This is a genomic window from uncultured Porphyromonas sp. (assembly GCF_905372525.1).
GTDB lineage: Bacteria > Bacteroidota > Bacteroidia > Bacteroidales > Porphyromonadaceae > Porphyromonas.
In genome coordinates this window covers 1-22,215 of sequence record NZ_CAJPPN010000041.1, presented here as the reverse complement: position 1 = coordinate 22,215, position 22,215 = coordinate 1, and the positions used below count along the sequence as shown (strand labels likewise).

General features: G+C 57.7%; 13 protein-coding genes and 2 tRNA genes. 1 reads left to right on the top strand and 14 read right to left on the bottom strand.

The genetic code is table 11. The annotated features are described in order from the left end of the window. Nucleotides 1-67: 67 nt before the first annotated feature. From QZ170_RS07575 to QZ170_RS07555, 5 genes are all read right to left on the bottom strand, one after another. Nucleotides 68-1,024, bottom strand: coding sequence for a hypothetical protein (locus QZ170_RS07575; protein ID WP_297179428.1), 957 nt, complete (start codon nucleotides 1,022-1,024; stop codon nucleotides 68-70). Nucleotides 1,025-1,257: 233 nt separating this feature from the next. Then, the gene (locus QZ170_RS07570; protein WP_297179425.1) at nucleotides 1,258-3,618 is read right to left on the bottom strand and encodes a TonB-dependent receptor plug domain-containing protein; all 2,361 of its coding nucleotides are present in this window, start codon (nucleotides 3,616-3,618) and stop codon (nucleotides 1,258-1,260) included. Nucleotides 3,619-3,636: 18 nt separating this feature from the next. Further along, nucleotides 3,637-4,575, bottom strand: coding sequence for a DUF4249 family protein (locus QZ170_RS07565; protein ID WP_297179422.1), 939 nt, complete (start codon nucleotides 4,573-4,575; stop codon nucleotides 3,637-3,639). Further along, entirely contained in the window at nucleotides 4,572-5,393 is an 822-nt protein-coding gene (locus tag QZ170_RS07560; RefSeq protein ID WP_297179420.1) for a hypothetical protein, read from the bottom strand. The genes QZ170_RS07565 and QZ170_RS07560 overlap by 4 nt, the downstream gene beginning before the upstream one ends. Before the next feature lie 493 nt (nucleotides 5,394-5,886). Next, nucleotides 5,887-6,705 (bottom strand): hypothetical protein, encoded by an 819-nt coding sequence (locus QZ170_RS07555; RefSeq protein ID WP_297179417.1) that lies wholly within the window; start codon nucleotides 6,703-6,705, stop codon nucleotides 5,887-5,889. A gap of 375 nt (nucleotides 6,706-7,080) precedes the next feature. Between QZ170_RS07555 and QZ170_RS07550 the strand changes: the two genes are divergently transcribed. Further along, complete coding sequence (locus tag QZ170_RS07550; protein WP_297179414.1) at nucleotides 7,081-8,529, top strand: MAC/perforin domain-containing protein; 1,449 nt, start codon at nucleotides 7,081-7,083, stop codon at nucleotides 8,527-8,529. Between the two features lie 257 nt (nucleotides 8,530-8,786). Here the strand turns inward: QZ170_RS07550 and QZ170_RS07545 are convergent, their stop codons facing one another. The 9 genes from QZ170_RS07545 to QZ170_RS07505 form a co-directional block, all read right to left on the bottom strand. Then, nucleotides 8,787-11,375 carry a glycoside hydrolase family 2 protein gene (locus tag QZ170_RS07545; protein ID WP_297179411.1) on the bottom strand — a complete coding sequence of 863 codons (2,589 nt, stop codon included), beginning with the start codon at nucleotides 11,373-11,375 and terminating at the stop codon, nucleotides 8,787-8,789. 951 nt (nucleotides 11,376-12,326) lie between these two features. Next, complete coding sequence (locus QZ170_RS07540) at nucleotides 12,327-14,144, bottom strand: RagB/SusD family nutrient uptake outer membrane protein (protein WP_297179408.1); 1,818 nt, start codon at nucleotides 14,142-14,144, stop codon at nucleotides 12,327-12,329. Between the two features lie 14 nt (nucleotides 14,145-14,158). Further along, nucleotides 14,159-17,407: a TonB-dependent receptor gene (locus tag QZ170_RS07535; RefSeq protein WP_297179406.1), complete on the bottom strand. Its 3,249-nt coding sequence runs from the start codon at nucleotides 17,405-17,407 to the stop codon at nucleotides 14,159-14,161. Nucleotides 17,408-17,721: 314 nt separating this feature from the next. Beyond that, nucleotides 17,722-17,796 (bottom strand) — tRNA-Glu (locus QZ170_RS07530). Between the two features lie 57 nt (nucleotides 17,797-17,853). Continuing rightward, nucleotides 17,854-18,108 carry a 30S ribosomal protein S20 gene (gene rpsT, locus QZ170_RS07525; RefSeq protein WP_297179405.1) on the bottom strand — a complete coding sequence of 85 codons (255 nt, stop codon included), beginning with the start codon at nucleotides 18,106-18,108 and terminating at the stop codon, nucleotides 17,854-17,856. 29 nt (nucleotides 18,109-18,137) lie between these two features. Beyond that, nucleotides 18,138-18,209: transfer RNA gene (locus QZ170_RS07520), tRNA-Glu, on the bottom strand. Nucleotides 18,210-18,495: 286 nt separating this feature from the next. After that, a complete protein-coding gene (locus QZ170_RS07515; RefSeq protein WP_297179432.1) occupies nucleotides 18,496-19,170 on the bottom strand; it encodes an OmpA family protein in 675 nt (224 codons plus the stop codon). Nucleotides 19,171-19,213: 43 nt separating this feature from the next. After that, nucleotides 19,214-20,191 (bottom strand): dihydroorotate dehydrogenase-like protein, encoded by a 978-nt coding sequence (locus tag QZ170_RS07510; protein ID WP_297179402.1) that lies wholly within the window; start codon nucleotides 20,189-20,191, stop codon nucleotides 19,214-19,216. 583 nt (nucleotides 20,192-20,774) lie between these two features. After that, nucleotides 20,775-21,668, bottom strand: coding sequence for a glycosyltransferase (locus tag QZ170_RS07505; protein ID WP_297179399.1), 894 nt, complete (start codon nucleotides 21,666-21,668; stop codon nucleotides 20,775-20,777). Nucleotides 21,669-22,215: the final 547 nt, after the last annotated feature.

Genomic DNA, 22,215 nt, shown 5'->3' with positions numbered 1-22,215 from the left:
CTCTTCCTCCCCGACCGAGCCCCCACTCCCCTCACCGACGCTAGAAGCGAAGCTCCCAGCGCCCCCCTTACCAGCTAGGTGAATTATCTTGACGGAGATATACGGCCTGCGTAGTACAGTATATATAGAACTCTCTTGCGTCCCATCCGAGATTTTTGAGTAAGAGCGTATCGAACCGACCATAATCAGATGGACACGCCCCCCCCTTCATATATGGGTAGAGAGACACACAGACGGAGAGGAAGCCTAAGGCACGACGCCTAGAGTAACCATCCACACATACACATAAAGGGTACTCCTCCTCCGGATCTAGGAAGGTATGCAATAGACCACGCATATCTATCGGAGGACATTTCCCATTTACTCTGGTCGTCCCTCTATAGACACTGTGGAATCCAGTCATAGAGTGCTCTCGGTCGTGCGATCTATACATCTTGTAGAGGGCATAACTATCCCCAGCATCCCTTGAGTGAAGCTCTGGTACAATATCTAGCCACTCTCTAGTAAGGTGTAACCACTTCAGCGACTCATCATCGTAAGACATTAAGGAAACGCATTCGCTTCCCCGTCCTTTGGGTTTTGCTGTGAACTTACATCCAAGGATAAGCCTCTCACCGATCTGCCGGTTGATAACACCGACGATATCTGTGGCAACCATCTTATTATATATACTCTCCGGGAACAAATCATCTGTCCTCTCAGGGATACATATATCATCAACACCACTCTCTATATAGCTATAGGTAGAAGTGAATATAGTATACTCGGGTGAATCCATTAAAGAGAAGGGGATATATAGGGTCAGTGATACGGGCGTATCCAAAGAAGACCACTGGGTATGCACTCCATATTCGAAAGGAGAACAGTCCAAGTAATGGAGGAAACTTCGGATAGCTTTGTTCTCAAGAGAGGCGAGAAATAACATCTCTTGTTCGTATTCGTAATCGAAGCGGATACGAACAACTCTATCTCCATCTCGACCGATTGGAGTATATTTGGTACTGTCTATGTTTATTCGTGGCATAATGGAGGCTTCTTTGGTGGTTCGCTACTCGTATGTGTAGTCGAGGGTATCGTGCTTGATCCAACAGAATTCTAGCTACTCTCCCTCCGCCTATTACTACTCTTAATCAGGAATGTACTCTTTACTAAAAACAGTCTCTCTCGGGCATACCCCGTCAGGGTCGCCCTTTCGGCACAAAGGTAATCGCTTTTATCCAGAAGGAGGTAATGTCGCTCCCACTCCCCTCTCCGACGCTAGAAGCGAAGCTCCCAGCGCACTGAGGGGACGAGGGAGAGGATGCTGAGCTGTCGCCAGCTATTCCGCTCGTAGTAGATGAGATAGGGGTTCTTGCGGTTGAGGATATTGTAGATCCCGATGGTGAGCTCATGGCTCACTCGACGTCTGCGCCAGAGGAAGGAGTAGCTGAGGTCAAAGCGGAGGTAGGGCGGTAGCCGATAGGCATTGAGCGAGGACATCTGCGTACGAGTGGTCGCATGATAGTCTTGCTCTGAGGGCACGAAGATCCCCGACTCCTGAGTCTCCCAGTAGGGGAGCCCCTCGGCTTGGTAGCTCGCCAGTGGGATCGTCATCGTCCCCCCTGAGGTCAGATAGCCAGCTAGAGAGAGGTGTTGCTCACGTCGTGCCGTACGGCATACCTCGTAGCGAGTCTGGACATTGAGGATATGTGTCCTATCGAAGCTGAAGGGATAACTACGCCCCCCATTGAGCTCGGGGAAGGTACGCCTCGTCCGAGAGAGTGTATAGGAGAGTGAGCCCGTGAGTCGCCCCTGACGCTTCTCTACCCAGAGCTCCAGCCCATAGGAGTGCCCCCGGCCGGTGAGGACGTCCTCCTCCCAAGAGACATTGTGGCGGGTGAAGTGATTGAGCCAGCTACGATAGGCGGTGAGCCCCGTGAGACGACGGTAGTATCCCCCGAGGGTAATATAGAGCCCCGGGGTGCTCCAGACACCCCCGAGGTAGCCCTGATCGGAGTGCTCGGGGCGAAAGCGATGAGAGGCGGGGATCACGAGATCGAGCGCCCACCCTACGGGTAGCCCCTCGAGCGTGTGCTGATACTGGGTCAAGTGGTCATAGGTTGCCTCGAGGGAGAGGGTCGGTGTGAGGACGAACTCGTACTTGAGTCGGGCATCTAGGTGGTGACTGATCTGCCTCCCTGGGTCTCTGAAGAGGTTGTAGCGTAGCCCTGCCTGCACACTGTAGTTGGGGTTGCGGTAGCGCCCCTCCATGTAGAGCGAGGCAAGGGTCGTCGTGAAGGTCGGACTCCAGTCCGCCCCCCTCGCACCATCGACAGCCAGGCTCTGCATCATCGGGCGAAAGGTCTGCTGGCGTAGGTCAAGCCCCGCCCCGAGATCCAGCTCCCGTACCTGGGTTGTCAGATGACTGCGTAGAGCCCACTCCCCCTTCTCCGAGCCTACGACGAGCCCACGACGGATACCATCCTGTCCGACCTGCCCCTGCCGTGTGCTGTAGCCCGCATAGTAGACCGAGGTCTCTAGGTGAAGTTGCTCCCGAGGGGTGTAGGTCCAGCCTACCTTCAGCGCCCTATTGCGCCAGCCGAAGGAGATCTTATTGCGATCCACTCCCTGCTCTTCCTCGGAGAGGTAGCCGAGGTAGTCATTGCTCCCGAAGAGGAGGACCTCAGCAGAGTGCTGTGCAGAGAGCGCCCAATGGACCTTGGCATAGAGATCCTGTACCTGTGCGTCGAAGTCGCCCGTGATAGCCTCCTTGCCTAGGAGAGCCTTCAGCAGGAGATACTCGGGACGAAGGAGGGAGGAGCGTCCAGCCACCTGATAGGAGAGTCTATCCCCGATGAGTCGCCCCTCTAGTGCCCCACCTACCATCAGTGGGGATAGAGCGAAGGAGCCCCTAGGTCTACCAGCCGAAGGCCTCCGGCTACGTATCTGTAGGAGCGTGGAGGTAAAGTCCCCCGAGGAGGCTGTGATCCCTCCCATCTGGAAGGTGGACTGCCCTACTATATCGGGGTGAAAGACCGAGAAGAGCCCGAAGAGGTGCGTCGGAGCAGGGATAGGTACCCCGTCTAGCTCCGTCCTATTGTTGCCACTACCTGCCCCACGCACATAGAAGCCTAGTCCTCCCTCCATGCCCTGAGAGACCCCGGGCAGGAGCTGTGGGTAGCGCAGTACATCGACCTCCCCCGCTAGGGTAGCCATCCCACGGACATCTGCGGAGGTATAGACGAAGGTGCTATTGCCCCGTGTAGCACCGTGTCCGATCACGGTCACCTCCTGGAGCTCCTTCCCTAGAGGGGTGAGGGTGAACTCCCCCCCTTGGCCTAGGCGCAGGGTCACATGCCTCTGCCGATAGCCATCGGCAAAGAGGACGACGCGCAGGCTATCCGCACCGTAGTCAAAGGTGAACTGTCCCTGCCCATCCGTCCAGGCTAGGCGGTATCCCCGCTCCGTCAAGATCTCCACCCCCGAGAGGGCTCGGGTCGTCTCAGCGTCACGGACTCGTCCGCTATAGCGCTGCCCCTCGGCTCGCTCTACACCGAGCAGGAGCATGAGTAGGAGCAGGAGCGAAAGCAGGCACCTGCGCCCTCCCGTCCCTCGGGTATGCAGTATCGTACGCATCATATAATATAGATGTATGTACTAGGGTAAGGACTCGTGACAGTAGTAGGCTGTCTGGTAGTAGGCGGCGAAGATCCCCAGACCGTGCTCTATATTGGAGTAGATCGTCGTCTGGTCAAACCACGCTGCGGGGTCATCCTCGCTCTCATAGAAGATCATCTTCTCCACGACCGAGCGCAGGTAGCGATCATACTCCTGCGACGCAGCTCTGAAGACGACAAAGGATGCCCGACTAGGGGCATGCTGTACGACGAACTCATAGGGAGTCCCTCCCGTAGGGTCGTCGCTCGGTGGGGTAATACGGGTATAGTAGCGGTAGAGGGCGACAGCTCCATAGCTCTGATCCCAGGCTGCCAGCTCGCTCTCCTCGTTGAAGTGGTCGGCTCGCCGATGGTTCGTCCCGAGCTGCTGACAGAGGCGGGGATTCGGATCCTCCGCTAGCTTCGGGGGATGGAGGGGGTCACAGGGTACCTCCTTGAGACTCGAGCTCAGGCAAAACATCCAGTAGGGAGCCCCTAGCGTCCGCTGTGTGAAGAGCCGTGTCGTAGCGCTACGCAGAGCCCTACGTCGTACGTCTACGGGGGAGGGCATCCGGGTGGTAGCTCTCAGGGTCGGGCGCTGGGGAACCTCCACCTCTAGCCGGTAGTGACGCCCAGCAGTAGGACGGAAGCGAAGCTCCCAGGTTCCATACCCTACGCGGACGAAGGTGCCGACAGCCGTCCCCTCCTCATAGAGGGTCGCTCTGGCCTGCTCTACCTCATCATAGAAGCGCCCACCGCCCATCTCTCGGCTATAGGTGAGCTTGAGGCGCTGGACATCAGCGTTGGTGAGGACGCAGGAGGCGACGACCTGCACCTCTGTCTGGGGGCGGATATCGATCTCTTTCGTACAAGAGCCGAGGCCACAGAGCATAGCCAAGAGTGGCCAGAGCGCCCAGATAGGATAGAGTCTCCGGCTCATCTTAGCTCTACCTCTAGCGTGTCTCGGAGTACCTTACCCTCTGTGGTCTCTAGGATGGAGACCAGCTTGGTCTTGATGGGGAGCTCCTCGGGGCGACGCTTCAGGCGAAACATCACCACGGGTGGTGCCATCGGCTCCATCGAGAGCCACTGCCCGATATTCGCCACCATCCTCTTGTCCGAATAGCCCCAGAGGAGGGTCTTCGTCCGAGAGGAGATGATCTGCCGGGGGCTAAACTCGTAGATACTGAAGTAGTCGTTCAGCGAGCTCTCCGCAGGCTGCCCGAAGAGGGGGGAGAGGGAGACGATCCGGAAGTCCTTCACCCCCGTGACCCGATAGGCCCAGGGTGTGGGGGGGGCCAATGAACTGTAGTCACCGCTCGCTCTATACACTTGCTTCTGTGCCTCGGGCCTATTATTGTAGTCATGTGCTAGCTGACGCTCCAGCTCCCTATTGCGAGGAGCGAGTCCGGGCTTATTAGGACCAATAGTCTCATACCATCTGTCTCTAGCCTCCTCGCTGGGTATACCCTTGACACGTTCCCGTATCCAAGGTGCTCCCGTCATCACCCAGAGGACGAAGTCCTCGGCCTGGACTCCCTCATCCCTTACGATGAAGAGTCGTCGGCTGGTATATGCATCCTTGCCGAACGTATATGTATGTGCGGATGATCTCATCGGTAGGCTTACGATCTGCTCACAGGCCCTCGGGAAGCAGATGAGGTGGGCATTACCGCGGTGGATATAGTGGTCGCCACAGGAGCTAGTGCCTAGAGACATAAGCGCCACGAATGAGAGAAGTAGATAGCTTGTCTTCATATGTAGTTAAGTAGTAGTTATTTTCTTCGTCTAAAAGGAGAAGTTATGTATAATCCTTCTCCTATACCTAAAGGACAGATCGCCTGTATCCCATGCGTTGTCGCCCTCTGTGAGGAAGTCTGCATCATCACAGTCGTCTCCCCGACTCTCCGTCGTCGCTGTATATATTTGTTCGGATAGTTATTTGTCAAGCGGGGAGGGCTGACGCCCCCTATGCCGAGAGAGGGAGGGGAGCTACAAGGTTCAGCCCTCTACATCCATCAGAGGAGGCTACCCACAGCCTCCATAGAGAAGAGGATAGGGGGGAGTCATTTATCTTTGGCTATATGCATCATAGGCGTACCATCAACACCGGCTCACCTACCGCAAATATAGCGATTAAACGATAATGACAAATCCCCCCCTTTTTGTAGTTCATTAGGGAAAGCCAACGGGTAAAGCCACCCTCATGAGACGAAGGCTGTGAGCACCCAGATGGGGTAGAGTCTCCGGCTCATCTTAGCTCTACCTCTAGCGTGTCACGCAGTACCTTGCCTTCCGTGGTCTCTAGGATGGAGACCAGCTTGGTCTTGATGGGGAGCTCCTCGGGGCGACACTTCAGGCGAAACATCACCACGGGTGGCGCCATCGGCTCCATCGAGAGCCACTGCCCGATATTCGTCACCATCCTCTTGTCCGAATACCCCCAGAGGAGGGTCTTCGTCCGAGAGGAGATGATCTGACGAGGGCTGAACTCATCAATGATAAAGTAGTCGTTCAGCGAGCTCTCCGCAGGTTGCCCGAAGAGGGGCGAGAGGGAGATGATCCGGAAGTCCTTCACCCCCGTGACTCGATAAGGCCAGGGTGTGGGGGGAGGCCCCGACATGATCCGATCACGGCTGACCCTAAGCTTCCGCCCCCTTGCCTCGGGTCTATTGTTGTAGTCACGAGCCAGCTGACGCTCTAGTCCGCTATTGCGAGGAGCGAGCCCTCGCTCTCCACGCCCCAGAGACTCATACCAGTGCCTCCTAGCCGCCTCGCTGGGGTCTCTCTGCACCCATTCCCGTATCCAGGGTGCTCCTGTCATCACCCAGAGGACAAAGTCCTCGGCTTGGACAGCCTCATTCTCTACGACATAGAGGTGTCGGCTGGTGGACGTATTCTCTCCGAATGTATGCGTCTGCACGACAGAACACATCGGTCGGCTGACGATCTGATCGCAGACCCTCGGGTAGCCGAGGAGGTGGGCTTCATCGCGATCGACATACCATTCTCCGCAGGAGCTAGCGCCCAGCACGGCGACGAGGGTGAATAGTGTAGCACGTATGTTCATATTAGTATGGGGTAGTTTGTATGTCGTGTCCGTGTAGTATCAGTCGGTGCGCATACTCCCCTGTCTCTCTAGCATCCCAGAGGGTAGACCGCTGAGGTCTGACTCCTGCGTCCACTAGAGGGGACAGCCTGCTCCGTCCAGGGGGATGCAGGCAGGGGGAAGCCATCTATCCTTGGCTACGTGCATCATCGGTGTGCCGTTAGTTAAGTTTCCTTACCGCAAATATAGCGATTAGGGGACAGATAGGTCACCTCACGGCTCGACACGCTTCGTCACCCATATTTCACCGTAAGGGCAAGCCCTATCGTACGTTGGGAGTTTCCTCTATCTTTGCGCAAGAATTTGTAATAATATCAATAGACCATATATATTAGTATGACGAAGATAGTACGACCCACCAGCCTCCTCGGGCTAGCCATGCTCCTACTAGCCCCACTGCCCGCCTGCCGAGAGCAGGGGGATGCCCCCAACCGCCTGGAGCGGGACGGACAGCGAGGTGTGTATACTGACTACGCACATATCCGCTCGACTGCACTGGATCAAGATCAAGACCCAGACCGCTATCTAGGGCGGAGCTTCGATAAGCTCGGATTCACCGCACAGGATGTCCAGGGCTTCCTCCCGAACCAAGTCCTTGACCTAAGCCGTCTAGCGAGTGGCAGCCCCTGGAGCCCCTTCGGCGAGGCTCTTCCCACCTCCGCCGCCCCTCGGGTGCGAGCCCAGGCGGGGAAGCCCGACACCCTCAGCACCCTCTATGAGGCGCTGGGTGGAGATCAGCTACGAGACACCCTCCGAATAGACCTAGGGGGCGAGTACAAGCCCGTCCAACTGAGCTACCCCCGCCAGTCCTCCACCTCCCGCCCCGGGGAGAGCTACCTCTGCCGTGCCCTACGGGGATATAAGTACTCCTATAGGAGGTACGACATACAGCAGGGGAGGGACTATGGGTTCTACCTCGACGGGCAGTTCGTCCGTGACCTAAGGCGGCTAAGTGCCTCTGAGCTCATCGACAAGTATGGGACACACATCGTGACCTCGTACTCCATCGGAGCCTCTCAGGAGCTGACCGTGGTGGCCAACTCCAGCTTCTTCACCTCCGAAGAGGTGCGCTCCATCACGGGAGCACTCTGGACAAGCAAGGGGGCTCTCTCCCCTCAGCAGGAGGCGAAGGTCAGCCAGCACCGAGATCAGATGAGCCTCAGCTATCTGCAGGCGGGGAGCGACTATACCCCTCCGAGCTCCTTCGTCCGTCCAGCGAACCTCTTCAGAGGGGGACAGAGGGGGACATTCCTAGACTCTGTAGCCTTCGGCGATAAGGCTCTTCGGGAGGGGAAGGCCTTCTTCGAGCTAGAGGGTGCGAACATCTCGATCCCCTCGATCATACACTCCCTCCCCCTCCGGGTCAAGTACACCTGTGGCATCCTTGATCGGATACGCCCTGGGGGACAGCCCTCGACCATGTACGTCCTCTCTGACCCCAGCACCTACCAGAGGATCCCCTATCAGTCGAGCTTTCTAAATATCATGCTCACCAAGTATCAAGACACTCAGGTCTACGTCTATATAGGGCCTAGCGCCTACCGCCTACTCCAAGAGGAGGGAGGGCCGAGTAACAGGCAGACCCGTTGGCAAGCTTCAATCAATGAGGATGGCCTCTGGACGCTACAGAGCATACACACAAAGAAGTACCTCTGCCGAGACCTCAAGACCCGTACGCTCGCCGAGGATACCTCAGGGCTACGCTACTGGGGGCTCAATCCCTCGGTCACCACCAGCAAGGACAGCAATCCCTACGCCCTCTTCTCCCTCCTCATCCGGCGTTAGTCCTAGGTCTCTCCCCCACCCCTCAGAGGGACGCTCCTTAGCCCCATCCTAGCAGGCTCTGTATCAAGTACCTCGAGAGGGCAAAAACGATCATACCGAGAGCGCATGTGCGCTCCTATAATGAACGCCCTCGTCTCCTTACCTAGGAGACGAGGGCGCTCTTACTTAGAGCCCTGAGGCGCTCTCGGTATGATCGTTTTTGCCCCCTCGGGATGGGCTTCAGTTGCCCGCTGAGTGAGGCATGGACGGGACGAGGGCTAGTGGGGGCGGTGTATCAGCTCATTGATGGAGCGGAGGGTGAAGGCAGGCAGTGCATCCCGAGCTGGGAGCTGGTAGCCTGCACGTGCCGAGAGACGAAGACGCAGAGGCTGCCCCGGGAGGAGGTCTAGGAAGTTATCCGAGAGGTGCACCCCGGGTAGGACACACTCCAGATAGAGATCCTTGACGAGGCAGGCGGAGGAGAGGGTGAGGATATAGCCTTCGCCCCCGACCTCGGGCTCGATCGTATAGCGAAGATCACGAGCCTCGGGCAGACGAAGATCCCGTGGGGGAAGGGCATAGTACAGTTCCTCAGCTAGAGCCTTTGCTCCCCCACCCTCCTCTACGAGGCGATAGTGGACGAAGCGCTGACGGCGTGCCTCCTCATCGGGGAAGAACGAGGCGAAGGGGACGGCGAAGTCGTGCTGCTGCATCCCACCCCCAAGGCTCACCTCGGCACTCCTCCAGCTATAGAGCTCCCGCCCCTCGAAGTCCGAGACACGAGCCTCCAGCCTGACCCGTCGCCCCTCAGGAGCGTCATCCGAGACCAGACGCACACTATCCCCAGCCCGCGAGGGCACGAGGATCATGGGAGCGAAGGCTCGCTTGGCTTGGTACTGAAGCCCCTTCCACGTGCCGTAGTAGTCGATACTTGACCACGAGACAGCAGGCCAGGCATCGTTGATCTGCCAGTAGAGACTGCCCATACAGCGTGGGGCGGCTGCACGCTGCACCCTTAGCCCCAGGGCAATGCCCCGCCCCTGCATGACCTGCGAGAGGTAGGCGAAGTCCTCGAAGGTCTTCGGCTCGGGGTACTCCTGACGTATGTAGTGTAGGATCACATCATTGCCGATGGAGCTCTTCTGATGCGCCCGCATGACGGGGCTCTCGATCTCCCAGTCCTCGGGACGAGAGAAACGCATGAGGCTCGGGAGCGTGGGGAAGGACTGCACCCCAAACTCACTCATGAACCTCGGGAGACGCTCCCGCAGGATCTCGAAGGGCTCACGCCCATACCATACCCCCCAGTAATGGCTCTCGCCGAGGCCCAGCGTCTCGGGTCGCCCCCAGTTCGCCGTGTCGGGGCTACTCTCGATATAGGGGCGGAGGGGGTCGTGCTGGCGGAGCTGGCTAGGGATGAGCTGACGGAAGAGACGCACATAGTCCCGAGCGAAGAGCTGGTAGGTCTCCTTGGGGTACTTCTTCTGCCAGCCCCAGTACTTCATGGCTTCACGTATCTCATTATTGCCACACCACACTGCGATAGAGGGGTGGGAGCGCAGACGACGGATGTTGTCCACGAGCTCTCGGGAGACATTGCGGAGGAAGGCATCATCCCCCGGGTAGGCCGTGCAGGCAAACATGAAGTCCTGCCAGAGGAGGATCCCCCGCTCATCGGCTAGGTCGTAGAAGCGATCCTCCTCATAGACACCCCCACCCCAGACACGGAGCATATTGAAGTGGCTATCGGTGACGTCATCGAAGAGCTGGCGAAGCTCCTCATCGCTACGGGTAGGGAGCATGAGGGTCGGAGGGATATAGTTCGCCCCCTTGGCATAGATCGGCTTGCCATTGACTCGGAAGAAGAAGCTTCGCCCGAGGCTGTCGGCTTCACGCACGAGCTCTACCGTACGTAGCCCTACTCGTAGGCTTTGGCTATCGAGGGGCTTTGCTCCCCTTTTGCCCGAGAGGAGCTCCAGCTCAGCCGTGTAGAGGTAGGGCTCTCCCATACCCTGGGGCCACCAGAGCTTAGGCTGAGCGAGGGTATGGCGGTGGATGATCGGACTCTGCCCCAGCCCACTAGGCAGAGGCAGGAGGTGCTCATAGACGACAGCCCCCTCACTGTCTCGGAGGCGGTAGCGGAGCTGGCGAGCCCCCCGCCCCACGATAGAGCCCGAGGGGATACGTAGCTCGATTGGCTGGCGAGCCTCGGGGTGGTAGGTCACGAGTGGGCGATCGGCGAAGTAGCTCTCCTGCCTGAGGAGTAGGCGAATGGGACGCCAAGGGCCCAAGGTGAGCATTCGCTCACCCCAGTCCCAGCCGTAGTGGTAGGGCGCCTTGCGGGTGAAGACGGAGAGCCTCGGCTGGGCATGGTCGTTGTCCGCTGGGTAGTTGATCTTCCCCGAGGCTTCGTAGAGGGGGAGGGCAGCCTTGAGTGGCGAGGAGAAGCGGAGCTCTAGGGTATTGGTGCGCCGTAGGTAGCGACGCACATCCACCTCGTAGCGGACAAACATATTATCACTCGAGAGGATGAGTTGCCCGTTGAGGTACACCCGAGCATAGGTGTCCAGCCCCTCGAAGAGGAGATGCCTACTAGGATAAGCCAGCTGTGCCGGCGTGAGGTCAAAGGAGCATCGGTAGACCCAGTCCCGCTCCCCGACCCACTGGATCAAGTCCTCCGCCAGCCTATAGTAAGGGTCGGGGAGACGACCATGACGGATCAGATCCTGCTGCACCACACCAGGCACCGTGGCAGGAAGCCATTCGCCTCGCGAAGACTCCCGAAGACTCCAGCCCCCGTGCAGAGAGACTGTCTCTGTGCTCTGCGCCGAGAGCGAAGGTGACAGGTAACTACCCAAGGTCATCATACCGAGAAATAACGTGAGGAGCCTCAGCGGGCTCAAAGAGAAAATGGGACATCGCATATCGTCTAGCTGTCATAATGGTTTGTGGCACAAATATAATATAAGTCCAATAGGTCTAATGGGACTAATAGGTCTAATAACAAGGTCGGGGAAAAGGCGAGGGGAAGGCGACGAAAGGAGACTCTACACCTATCAGCTGGGTGACACCCTGCTAGGAGGGGGGCACAGCACTCAGCGACTAGCTGGGGGGACACTCCGCTAGGAGTGACTACACCCTGCTGGAAGCGGTGGGTAGCTCGGGGGATAAGTATCCATAAGTGTAGGATAAGTCCGGAATAGGTGAGGATAAGGTAGCTGATAGGGGGGGATAAGTCTAATAGGGGCAGTAAGACCAATAGGTCTAATAACAAAGCCGAGGAAAGGCGAAAGGGGAAGGCGACGGAAGGTAGCTCTGCACCTACCAGCTGGGGACGCACGGCACACAGCGACTAGCTGGGTGACACCCTGCTAGGAGTGACTACACCCTGCTGGGAGCGGTGGGTAGCTCGGAGGATAAGTAGCTATAGGTGTAGGATAAGCCCTGAATAGGTGAGGATAAGGTAGCTGATAGGTGGGGATAAGGTAGCTGATAGGTGGGGATAAGGTAGTATGTGGGGGGATAAGTCCAATAGGTGCAATGGGACCAATAGGTCTAATAACAAGGTCGAGGAAAGGCGAGAGGGGAAGGCGACGGGAGCTAGCCGATGGGATACCATACCTCCACTGGCCAGGGGGGCGAGGGCGAGGGAGGACTAGGGATACACTACGGCTAGGGGGGGATAAAAGCAGCGAGGCGATGCCCCCAAAGTGGGAGCATCGCCTCGCAGTGTAGAGAGCCTGGGCAAGGAAGCTCTTGTCCCTAGGCTCTAGGCTCTGGGCTCTAGGGTGAAGGGAAGGTTAGGGAAGGAGGGGAGATTACCAGCCTGGGTTCTGCGTCCACTTCCCTCCCGTAGATGAGATGATGTCTAGGCGGATGGGTAGGAGGTAGTCCCGCCCGGGCTTGAAGCCCCAGCCTCGTTCGTAGCCTGCGGGGTTGCTCGGTAGGATGTAGCGGAGCGCATCTGCGGGTGTACCGGTGAGGAAGAGGTTATTATCCTTGGGTGCATCATAGACTAGACGACCACCATAGCTGGGGTGGTTCTCTAGGTTGCTCCCCTTGAAGAGCGCCCCGACGGCACGCTTGCCGACGATGAGCTCCTCGGCAGCAGCCCAACGGATGATGTCCCTGAAGCGACGTCCTTCGCAGGCCTGCTCGATGCGACGCTCACGGCGCACGGCCTGGATGTACTTATTGAGCGAGCGGAAGGGATAGTCACTCTCCGTATTGTACTCCCGATCGAAGTCCATATCGGGCATCCCGACACGTGCCCGTAGGGGGTGTATTAGGGCGATGATCTCCGCGGCGTGGGCAGCGCCATCTAGCTCGGCAAGTGCCTCCGCATAGTCGAGGAGGATATCCGCATAGCGGTACTGTATGCCGGGCGTCGCCCCCTTGTACTCGGCATCGAGGTTGCCCTCGTAGTCGATCTGTACGTGCTTGAGCAGGGAGTAGCCCGTGACATTCTGGTGGTACGCTTCGCCGAGGAGCGGGGGGACGACGTAGGGTCTGATCTCGTCACGGCGTAGTCGCTGTCCAGGCGTGCAGACCGTCTGCGCTAGACGTGGGTCTCTCACCGTGGGTAGTAGCTCCTGGCCATAGACCTTCTTGGCCTCTAGGCGGTCGTTGCCGACAAAGGGCTTACCATCCCGAGTGAGGTAGTCGTCTACGAGCGAGGCCGTGAGACCGATCACCCCACCACCTCGATTGAGGTAGCGATTGACGTTGTTCCCTACCTCGTTGCCATCGTAGCGCTTGTACCAGAGCACCTCAGGATTGGAGGAGAGGTTGGTCGTCTGGAAGAGCTCTCGGTAGTCGTCGTTGGGTCTACCCGAAGTGGAGATGTGCCATACCCCCCGATCGACGACAGCCTTAGCGGCCGAGACGGCTTGGGTGAGGTAGTCTCGTATCTTGTCTTCGGTGACGGCCTTGTCGTAGAAGGCATCGTCCTTGGCCTTGTGGTAACGCTCCCAAGTGGCTTCGAAGAGGGCAACCTCGGCCTTCAGCGCTCGAGCCACATCCCGGTGGACACGCATGGAGGCGGCACTACGTTGCTCCCCGAGATACTGAATGGCTCGGTCCAGGTCCTTGAGGATATGATCGGCGACCTCGAGGCGGGAGTTGCGTGGGAGCTTGAGCCTATCGGCGATGGGCTCGAGGGGTTCGTCCACGAGGGTCACTCCCCCGTAGGAGACGAGGAGCTGGTAGTAGTACCAGGCACGGAAGTAGTAGGCTTCGCCGACGCACTGCTTGTAGTCGGCAGGGCTATCTGCATCGGGAGTCTTGAGGCTAGTCAGCAGGTAGTTCACATCTCGGATATGGGTGTACTCGTCGAGCTTCTTGGCATTACTCAGAGCCACCTGCCCATTGAGTCGGGCATTGAGGGCGCTCGCCGAGATATTGTCACTCATCACATCATCCCCTGCGATGCCATCCCCCCCACCAGCGAAGAAGCCTTGTGCCCTCAGCCCTGTCTCGTAGAACATGTTGAGGTAGTTCCTGATCTCACCGGTGCTGGTGAAGGGGCGGTCGGTAGAGAGTACCCCCTCGGGGCTCTTGTTGAGATCGAAGCACGAGGGGAGACCCAGGCTGAGCATGAGGCTCGAGGCCACGAGGAGGCATATCTTGGTATTCATAGTCGTGTAGTGCATTAGAGGTTGACAATGAGCCCGAAGGAGAGGACGCGGTTCAGAGGGTAGTTCTTTCCCCCCTCCGCGGTATAGTCACTGCGGGTGAAGATAGCCTCGGGGTCAAACATCTTCTTGAGCTTGGTGATCGTCAGAAGGTTTTCGCCCGAGAGGAAGACCTGCACCTTCGTCCCCTTGGTCCACTGCGAGGGGAGCTCATAGCTCAGGGTGATATTCTTCAGACGGCAGTAGGCGGCGTTCTGTAGGTAACGGTCAGAGGTTGTCTTGTTCTTAGCCTGGAAGGGGGCTATCCCGCCGTTGGAGTGAATGTAGGGGCGTGGATAGTAGGCATTGGGACGCTCTGGGGTCCAGTAGTCGAAGTGCTCCTTGAAGACGGTGACCTGTGCATACGGTCCCCAGCCCCAGAAGTAGATGCTTCGCCCAGGGTGCCAGTCTCTCTTGCCTACCCCCTGGAGCATGAAGCTCAGGCTGAGACCTCGCCAGCTGATCGAGCCGTTGAAGGTGAACTGATAGCGGGGTGTCGTATCCCCGATGACGGTCATGTCCCCCATACTGCCAAGCTTGTTCTCGCCGATATTGATCTTCCCGTCGCCGTTGAGGTCACGGTACTTCACATCCCCAGGAGCCCACTTGAGGGCGCTGAGGTAGGAGAGGTCGTGGGTGCGGTTGTACTCATCTGCCTCGGCCTGCGTCTGGATCAGCCCGTCAGCACGATAGCCCCAGATCTCGCCCACACTACGTCCCGCATACCAGTTGCTCTGCGGAGCGCTGTTGTCCGCACTAGCGTACTTGGTGACGATAGAGGTGGCATCAGAGACCTGCGCCCCGAGCTGGTAGGTGATCTCCTTGCCGATACGTCCACGATAGTTGAGGGAGAGCTCCCAGCCACGGTTACGCATCTCAGCATTGTTGGTCTTAGGAGCCTGTGCCCCGAAGAAGTCGGGGAGAGGAAGACTAGGGCCCAACATATCCTTCGTATCCCGCTGGAAGAGCTCGAGGGATCCCGTCAGACTATTGTCTAGGAAGCCAAAGTCAATACCTATATTACGGCTGGCGACCTTCTCCCAGGTGGTATTGGGATCGACGACAGCTGGAGCCTGTGTATAGGTGTGTCGGCCATCCTGGAAGTAGTATGAGCCTAGTCGCTTGCTCAGCTCCATCGTAGCGGCAAAGGTATAGAGGTCTGCCCCCGCTTGGTTACCGAGTAGGCCATAGGAGGCACGGAGCTTGAGGTTGGAGAGGACACCACGGGTCGCCGCCATGAACTTCTCCTGATGGATATTCCACCCAAGCGAGAAGGAGGGGAAGAAGCCCCAGCGGTTGCTCGGAGCGAAGCGGGAGGAACCATCATAGCGGCCATTGACCTCCAGGAGGTAACGCCCAGCATAGTTGTAGTTGATGCGCCCAAAGAAGCCACGGGTAGCCCATCCGTACCGCTTGTCCACGGGTACCTTGTCGCCTGAGCCCAGCCCGGCATTGGGGTTGGTGAGGGAGAAGAGTCCCGTGATGGAGGTCTCTAGGTAGCTCGTGTGGCTCTGCTCCTCCTGATAGCCGAGCATGAAGGTGAAGTGGTTATTTTCCCCTAGGTCAAGGAGGTAGTTGGAGTAGAGGTTGATGGACTGGTAGTTGACTTTCTCGAAGCTACGGGTGTACTTGCCCTGCGGATAGACACTGAGCTCGTCACGCACCCCGAGGGAGGTCGTCTTGCCGTCCGAGGCATAGATCTTCGGAGCCTTGTTGAGCGCCTCATACTCGGAGCCTCCGATCCGGTGGGTATAATCGAGGAAGATGAGCCAGTCCTTCAGCGGGCGAGCCTCGAGGCCGAGGGTGAGGTTCAGGTCGTCCCGTTTGAGCCGGGTGAATGTCCCGCTCTGTAGGTAGGGCACCATACTGAGCTCGGTGAAGTGCCCGTGTGGGTCTCGGGGAGAGACTGTCGGACGGAAGCGAGCGAGGGAGTGGTAGAAGCCCTCAGAGAGCCCACCCTTGCCGAAGGGGGTATCGACCTGTGAGTGGCGGTACTTGGTATTGACCTTGACCTTGAGCCAAGACTTCAGCTGCGAGGAGACGTTGGAGGCGAAGTTGTAGCGGTCGAAGCCCATCTTGGCGTAACGCATGATCCCGTCCTCGGTGTAGTAGCCCCCCGAGATGTAGTATTGGGTCGTCTCGCTACCACCGCTGAGGCTGAGGTTGTGGTTCTGCTTGTGGGCAGAGGGCTTGTAGTGCAGGGCGAAGTAATCGACGTTCCCGATCCCCGACTCTGAGTTCTCAAAGGCTGGGTTCATCGACGAGACCACCCCCTGCGGTAGTTCTTGCCAAGGGTCTACACTACTGGGGTCTTCGATGTACTTGCGTAGGAGCTCCATCTTCTTGTCACTGTAGAGACGTCCAGAGCCAGCATTGCGAGCTCCTTCGTTCCAGTAGCGGGCGAAGTCATAGGAGTTCACCATCCGAGGGAGTACCGTCGGGCTATTCCAGCCCATCGTCCCCTGATAGTTGATATGCATCTTCCCGGCACGTCCCTTCTTGGTCGTCACGAGGATAACCCCATAGGCAGCACGTGCCCCATAGATAGCGCTCGCGGCAGCATCCTTGAGGACGGAGATATTCTCTATATCATTGGGGTTAATATCAGATAGGGACATCTCGACCCCATCGACGAGGACGTAGGGAGTAGCACTTCCGCTGAGGTTCCCCTGCCCACGTAGAGCGAGCGAACCGACACCCCCGGGACGACCCGAGGCGGTATTGCTCACCAGCAGCCCGGGGACGAGCCCCTGCAGGCTCTGGGTAGCATCGGCTACGGGACGCTGGGCGAGCTCGGTGCCCTTGACCGAGGAGACGGCACCGGTGAGGTTCACCTTGCGCTGGACGCCGTAGCCGATGACGACTACATCATCCAGGAGCTTGCTGTCCTCCTGTAGGGTGATGGTGAGGGGTGCGCCTGTGTAGCGTAGGGTCTGGGAGGCGAAGCCGACACAGCTGACCTCGATCAGGGCACCCGACTGGGCGCCAGCGAAGGAGAAGCGTCCCTCGGCATCTGTCGTTGCCCCAGTCGTCGTCCCTTTGACACGGACGGAGGCTCCTAGGATAGGTTCGCCCTTAGCGTCCTTGACGACACCAGTACAGCGCCCACGACTAGCCTGTGGGCTCTGCTCATGGGGTGAGGGGAGAGGAGGAGGGAGCGTCTCTGCATCCACCACCCCGGGGAGGAGTAGGAGGGCAGAGGCCAAGAGGTAGAGAGTTCTTGCCATAGAGGTAAAGTCATTAGTGTATATGTAGTACGAGTATTCATGCTCGCTGTCGTGTGTAGTCTGTTATGCGCCCTATGTGTGTGTGTACTCCCCGTGTTGTACTCCTCTTGCATTATATATCACCACCCCTAGGGTCGTCTGTCGCCACAAAGGTAGGATATTTCGTCCAGAGCTCCACTACCCGATCACGGAAACTAGCGTAGAGGTAGGGGCTAGGACAGATAGGCCTAAGGTCAAGGCTCTATAGCCCTCCTATAAAAAGGAACTCGACACCAGCATACTGACCGAGGGGTCAGTGCTGATGTCGAGTCGAGTGGTAGCCCCTAGGAGAATCGAACTCCTCTTTCAAGGATGAAAACCTTGCGTCCTAACCGATAGACGAAGGGGCCGCCTGTAAGCTGTCTCCCCGGGAGGGAGGGATGTGGGGGACAGCAGGTGTGGGGTGCTTATCCGAGGCGTGCTACCTGACGAGCGAGCTTGCTCTTGAGGTTGGCAGCCTTATTCTTGTGGATGATGTTCTTTCCAGCTAGGCGGTCAAGCAGGGAGCTGAGCTGAGGCAGCTGAGCGCGAGCCTCTGCAGCATCCGTCAGTGCGCGGAAGCGACGTACGGCCGTACGCGCTGTCTTCGCATAATAGCGGTTGTGCAGACGACGAGCATTCGTCTGGCGTATTCTCTTGATTGACGACTTATGATTTGCCATTCTGTGATCTCTTTTTTGTTGTTATCTTGTAGCCCCTAGGAGAATCGAACTCCTCTTTCAAGGATGAAAACCTTGCGTCCTAACCGATAGACGAAGGGGCCGCCGCTGAGCAATACTAGGGAGGTTTGTGTCCCTGATTGCGACTGCAAAGATACAACAAATAATCAAACCTCCAAACAATTACCCCCTCTTAGACAAATATTTTATCCCCAGAGCATGTCCTTCGTCTCCCCTAGCCTCCCCTACTCGCCTAGGTTCTCTCCGTCCTCACTCGAGCGTAGAGACAGCTTAGGCCACAGTCCGCCTGGGGTGCTTACTCCCTAGGTGGACTGTGGCCTAATGCTATATCTAGCCCCTATATATTATAGGTATAGAGGCGGAGGGGGACTACTTGAGGGTACCGTTCTGAGCGGCCTCTACCATTGCCTTGTTAGGCAGGATGTAGACCTCTACACGACGGTTCTCCTTGCGCCCTGCGGCGGTGGAGTTGTCGGCTACTGGCTCACGGCTGCCCTTACCCTCTACGCGCATACGGTTGGAGGAGACACCCTGCCCGGCGAGGAAGGAGCGGACACTAGAGGCACGGTTGAGCGAGAGAGGATCGTTGATGCGGTCGGAGCCTGTGTTATCCGTATGCCCGATGATCAGCAGGTCGGTCTGGTCGTTCACCTTGAGGTTCGCAGCGAAGTTGCGGAGGCTCGTCTGCGAAGTCGTGGTGAGGGTCGAGGAGTTGGTAGCGAAGAGGATCCCGCTGTCGAAGGTCACACGGATGGCCTGTCCGTCATTGACGCTCTCGATCTTGGCGTTCTTGACCTGCTCCTCGAGTTCCTTCTTCTGCTTGTCCATCTTCTTACCGATCAGGGCACCAGCTGTCCCCCCGACGACACCGCCGATAGCAGCGCCGATAGCAGTATTGCCGAGCACACGCCCGACACCAGCGCCGATGAGTGCGCCTGCACCGGCGCCTATACCTGTACCCTTAGCTGTATTGCTGAGGCCACACCCCGTCAGGACGAGGGCAGCGGAGAGAGCAAGCGCAGCGATTGACTTCTTGTTTAGCATCTTGATTTTCATTGTTTGTAGATAAGAATATCTAGGTGAAACATTAGTGAGGGCGCATGCTGAAGTACTTCATGAACTGCATGCGCTCAAAGAGCGTCGGATCGGGCACAGCGCTGTAGCTCAGCCTGCCCCGTAGCTCCTCTATGCTTTCGTAGCCGTGCTCCTGCATCCATAGGTGTAGCCCTCGTAGGGCTTCACGGATCGCAGGGGCACCCTGCTTGTAGATAGCGGTACACATCTGGGCGACCTGCGCTCCTGCCAGCAGGCTCTTCGCCAGCTCCTGCCACGTGTAGATCCCAGTCGAGGCGGCGACCTCCACTCCGGGGACAAGCCCTGCGATGAGCCCCGTATAGCGGAGGGTCTCGGTGAAGTCCCCCTGATGAGAGAAGACCTCTCCACCGACGAACTGCTCCCGATCTAGGTCGATGTCGATCTGATACGTGCGGTTGAAGAGGGTGACAGCTGCCGCACCCGAGGCTCGGAGCTTATCCACGAGGGCAGGCAGAGCGGTATGCTGGCGGGAGAGCTTGACGATCAGGGGAAGGCCTACACTCCGTAGGTCTTGCACGATGTCTATATAGGTCTGCTCCGTGGCAATGGGATCGAAGTACAAGTCGCTCTCCAGGCGCATGATATTGACCTCGAGGGCATCTGCTCCGGCCTCACGGATCTGCTGGGCAAACTCCGTCCAGCTCTCCCGCCCTCGGCAGTTGATACTCGCGATGATGGGTATCCCGAGGTGCTCCTTGGCCTCACGCACATAGCTGAGGTAGGTATCTAGTGCCTCGGTGCGCACATAGGCGCTGATGTAGTCCTCAGCCTCGGGGTAGTCGTTGTGGGCGATGAGATGCCCGGTGTGCATGAGTATCTGTTCCTCGAAGAGGCTCTTGAGCACGACGGCTCCTGCGCCAGCCTCCACGAGGGTGCGTGCACGGCTAACGCTACGGGTCAGGCCCGAGCTACTCACGACGATCGGGCTCTCTAGGGGAAGCCCGACGAAGGAGGTGCGAATGTCTACCATAGTCTAAATATGTATAGCCAGTTTGGCTCGCCCCACTCGGGGCACAAGCATATACACAAAGGTATTACAAATTCTTTACAGTGCTCCTATCCCCTATACTCAGGGCTGACGCATGAAATCACCATAGTGCGAGGGCAAGGTCGTGGGGGAGTATACGCCGAAGATAGAAGTATCTATGTCCTAGGCTAGATATACCAAGCGAATACCTCCTACCTAGGAGGGATGAGTATACACGTGTGTACACAACTGTATACCCACGTGTACACAACAGTATACACGCGTGTACACAAGTGCGCTCTAAGTATATCCTCTGTAGGGCTCGCTTGTAGGTCTATTCTTTGGGGATAATACGTAGGATCTTTAGTGATGGGCTTAGGCTCCCCGGGATATGAAATAATACCCCCGAAGAACCAAAGGCAGGAGCATTCGAGCGAGATCATACGTCGGCCCTGCCCCTATACTCGGTGCACACTCTCCCCCCCTGCCTCAGTCTGGTAGACCTAAGGGGGAAAAAGAGAAATGCCCCCAGTGCCGGGGGCACTGAGGGCAGGAGCTCTGCAGTAGTGAAGGTCTCTCGGTAGAGCTACCCTCGACGCGAGAAGCTTCGGGAGACCTTATCTCTCAGCACCCCGAGAGCCAGTCGGACGAATAGATAGGCCTTGGCACACCTCGCATAGAGGGGTCGGTTAGGGGTCATGATGATGGGGGTGTAGTGCTTGTTGTAGTTCGTCCCGAGAGCCTTCTTGTGCCCATAGATCCCCATATTATCATAGATCGAGTAGCGTAGCCCGACCTCCTGCGGCCGGTCCAGCAGGCGGTAGTCCCTCCCCTCGACGAGCTGGGGGCGAAGGGACTCGACCACCCGGGTGTACATGATAGGCCCAGTCACTCGTAGCACCCCCCATAGCCCAGCCCCCTGCACGAAGGGACTATACTCATCGATATTCTGGAGCATACGCAGGATGACTGCCCGGAGCAGGGGATGACCAGACACGGAGATGATACACCACTGGATATACTCACCACGGGGTAGGAAGGATAGCTCAGGGATGATCCCCATCCCCTCATACTGCTCCCCGGGTCGGTTATCCCAATGCGTCAGTAGGAACTGATCATCATCCCTGAGGACCTCACGAAGGGGTCTGTCTAAGGAGGACTTGATATCCAGATAGACCCCGCCCAGCTGATACATGAGGAGATAGCGAAAGAAGTCGGCTCGTGCTGCACCATAGGGCGGTGCTATACGCTGATAGTAGCCCCAGATCACCTCGCCGTAGTGCTCGAGGATGAAGGCTCGGATCTCTTCATCGTCGAAGAGGTGATACTCATACTCTGGATTACTCTGTCTGAGATGGGCTATATTCTGCTCGATCTCATGAGGCAGACCACTCCTAGAGCGAGCTGTCTGGAAGATGTGGTTCTCGATCTTCGTCCCAATGGGTCTCGAGGGAACCAATGCTTGATAGTCTATACTCATTGCTTCTAGATCTTAGCTGGACAGAAAAGTGTGGAGACGCTCCATATACTCCGCCTCGAAGGGTGAGGGGGGGGGGTAAGAGGTGCGGAGACTGATTGGTACACGTACGCCTCCTACCTTATATATAATCATACTCCGAGCAGCATACCCTAAGCCTATCCCTAGTCATACTACCCTATGGGGGAGGCATGAGAGGGCATCTCCTATACAAAGGTACATCTCTCTCCCCGCTCATACAAGGATCACCCTCTGAGCCACACACAGCCCCCGTAGGCATAGCCGCGGGGATCAAAACGACAGACGGCAGACAGAGATACCTATAGGCTACCGCCACCTCTCTGCACCACGACGTACATCTCGACAAGCCAATACCTCCCCAGAGAGGCGAGGGGGTACCATCTCTCACACTGAGTAGAGGGCGGAGGCGAAACATTAAGGTAAGTACGGGGGGCGAATGGTGATGAGACTACGGCAGGGAAGAGGAAGCCCTAGGAAGGAAGACGGGCGGGGTGTCGGAGGTCGGAGGCATAGAGAGGCCAGAGGGGGG

Excerpts from the sequence above, each read along its gene's own strand:
- QZ170_RS07560 (WP_297179420.1), bottom strand. The coding sequence starts at position 5,393 with ATGAAGACAAGCTATCTACTTCTCTCATTCGTGGCGCTTATGTCTCTA.
- QZ170_RS07570 (WP_297179425.1), bottom strand. The coding sequence starts at position 3,618 with ATGATGCGTACGATACTGCATACCCGAGGGACGGGAGGGCGCAGGTGC.
- QZ170_RS07505 (WP_297179399.1), bottom strand. The coding sequence starts at position 21,668 with ATGAGTATAGACTATCAAGCATTGGTTCCCTCGAGACCCATTGGGACG.
- QZ170_RS07550 (WP_297179414.1), top strand. The coding sequence starts at position 7,081 with ATGACGAAGATAGTACGACCCACCAGCCTCCTCGGGCTAGCCATGCTC.
- QZ170_RS07545 (WP_297179411.1), bottom strand. The coding sequence starts at position 11,375 with ATGATGACCTTGGGTAGTTACCTGTCACCTTCGCTCTCGGCGCAGAGC.
- QZ170_RS07535 (WP_297179406.1), bottom strand. The coding sequence starts at position 17,407 with ATGGCAAGAACTCTCTACCTCTTGGCCTCTGCCCTCCTACTCCTCCCC.
- QZ170_RS07510 (WP_297179402.1), bottom strand. The coding sequence starts at position 20,191 with ATGGTAGACATTCGCACCTCCTTCGTCGGGCTTCCCCTAGAGAGCCCG.
- QZ170_RS07555 (WP_297179417.1), bottom strand. The coding sequence starts at position 6,705 with ATGAACATACGTGCTACACTATTCACCCTCGTCGCCGTGCTGGGCGCT.
- QZ170_RS07540 (WP_297179408.1), bottom strand. The coding sequence starts at position 14,144 with ATGAATACCAAGATATGCCTCCTCGTGGCCTCGAGCCTCATGCTCAGC.
- rpsT (WP_297179405.1), bottom strand. The coding sequence starts at position 18,108 with ATGGCAAATCATAAGTCGTCAATCAAGAGAATACGCCAGACGAATGCT.
- QZ170_RS07575 (WP_297179428.1), bottom strand. The coding sequence starts at position 1,024 with ATGCCACGAATAAACATAGACAGTACCAAATATACTCCAATCGGTCGA.
- QZ170_RS07565 (WP_297179422.1), bottom strand. The coding sequence starts at position 4,575 with ATGAGCCGGAGACTCTATCCTATCTGGGCGCTCTGGCCACTCTTGGCT.
- QZ170_RS07515 (WP_297179432.1), bottom strand. The coding sequence starts at position 19,170 with ATGCTAAACAAGAAGTCAATCGCTGCGCTTGCTCTCTCCGCTGCCCTC.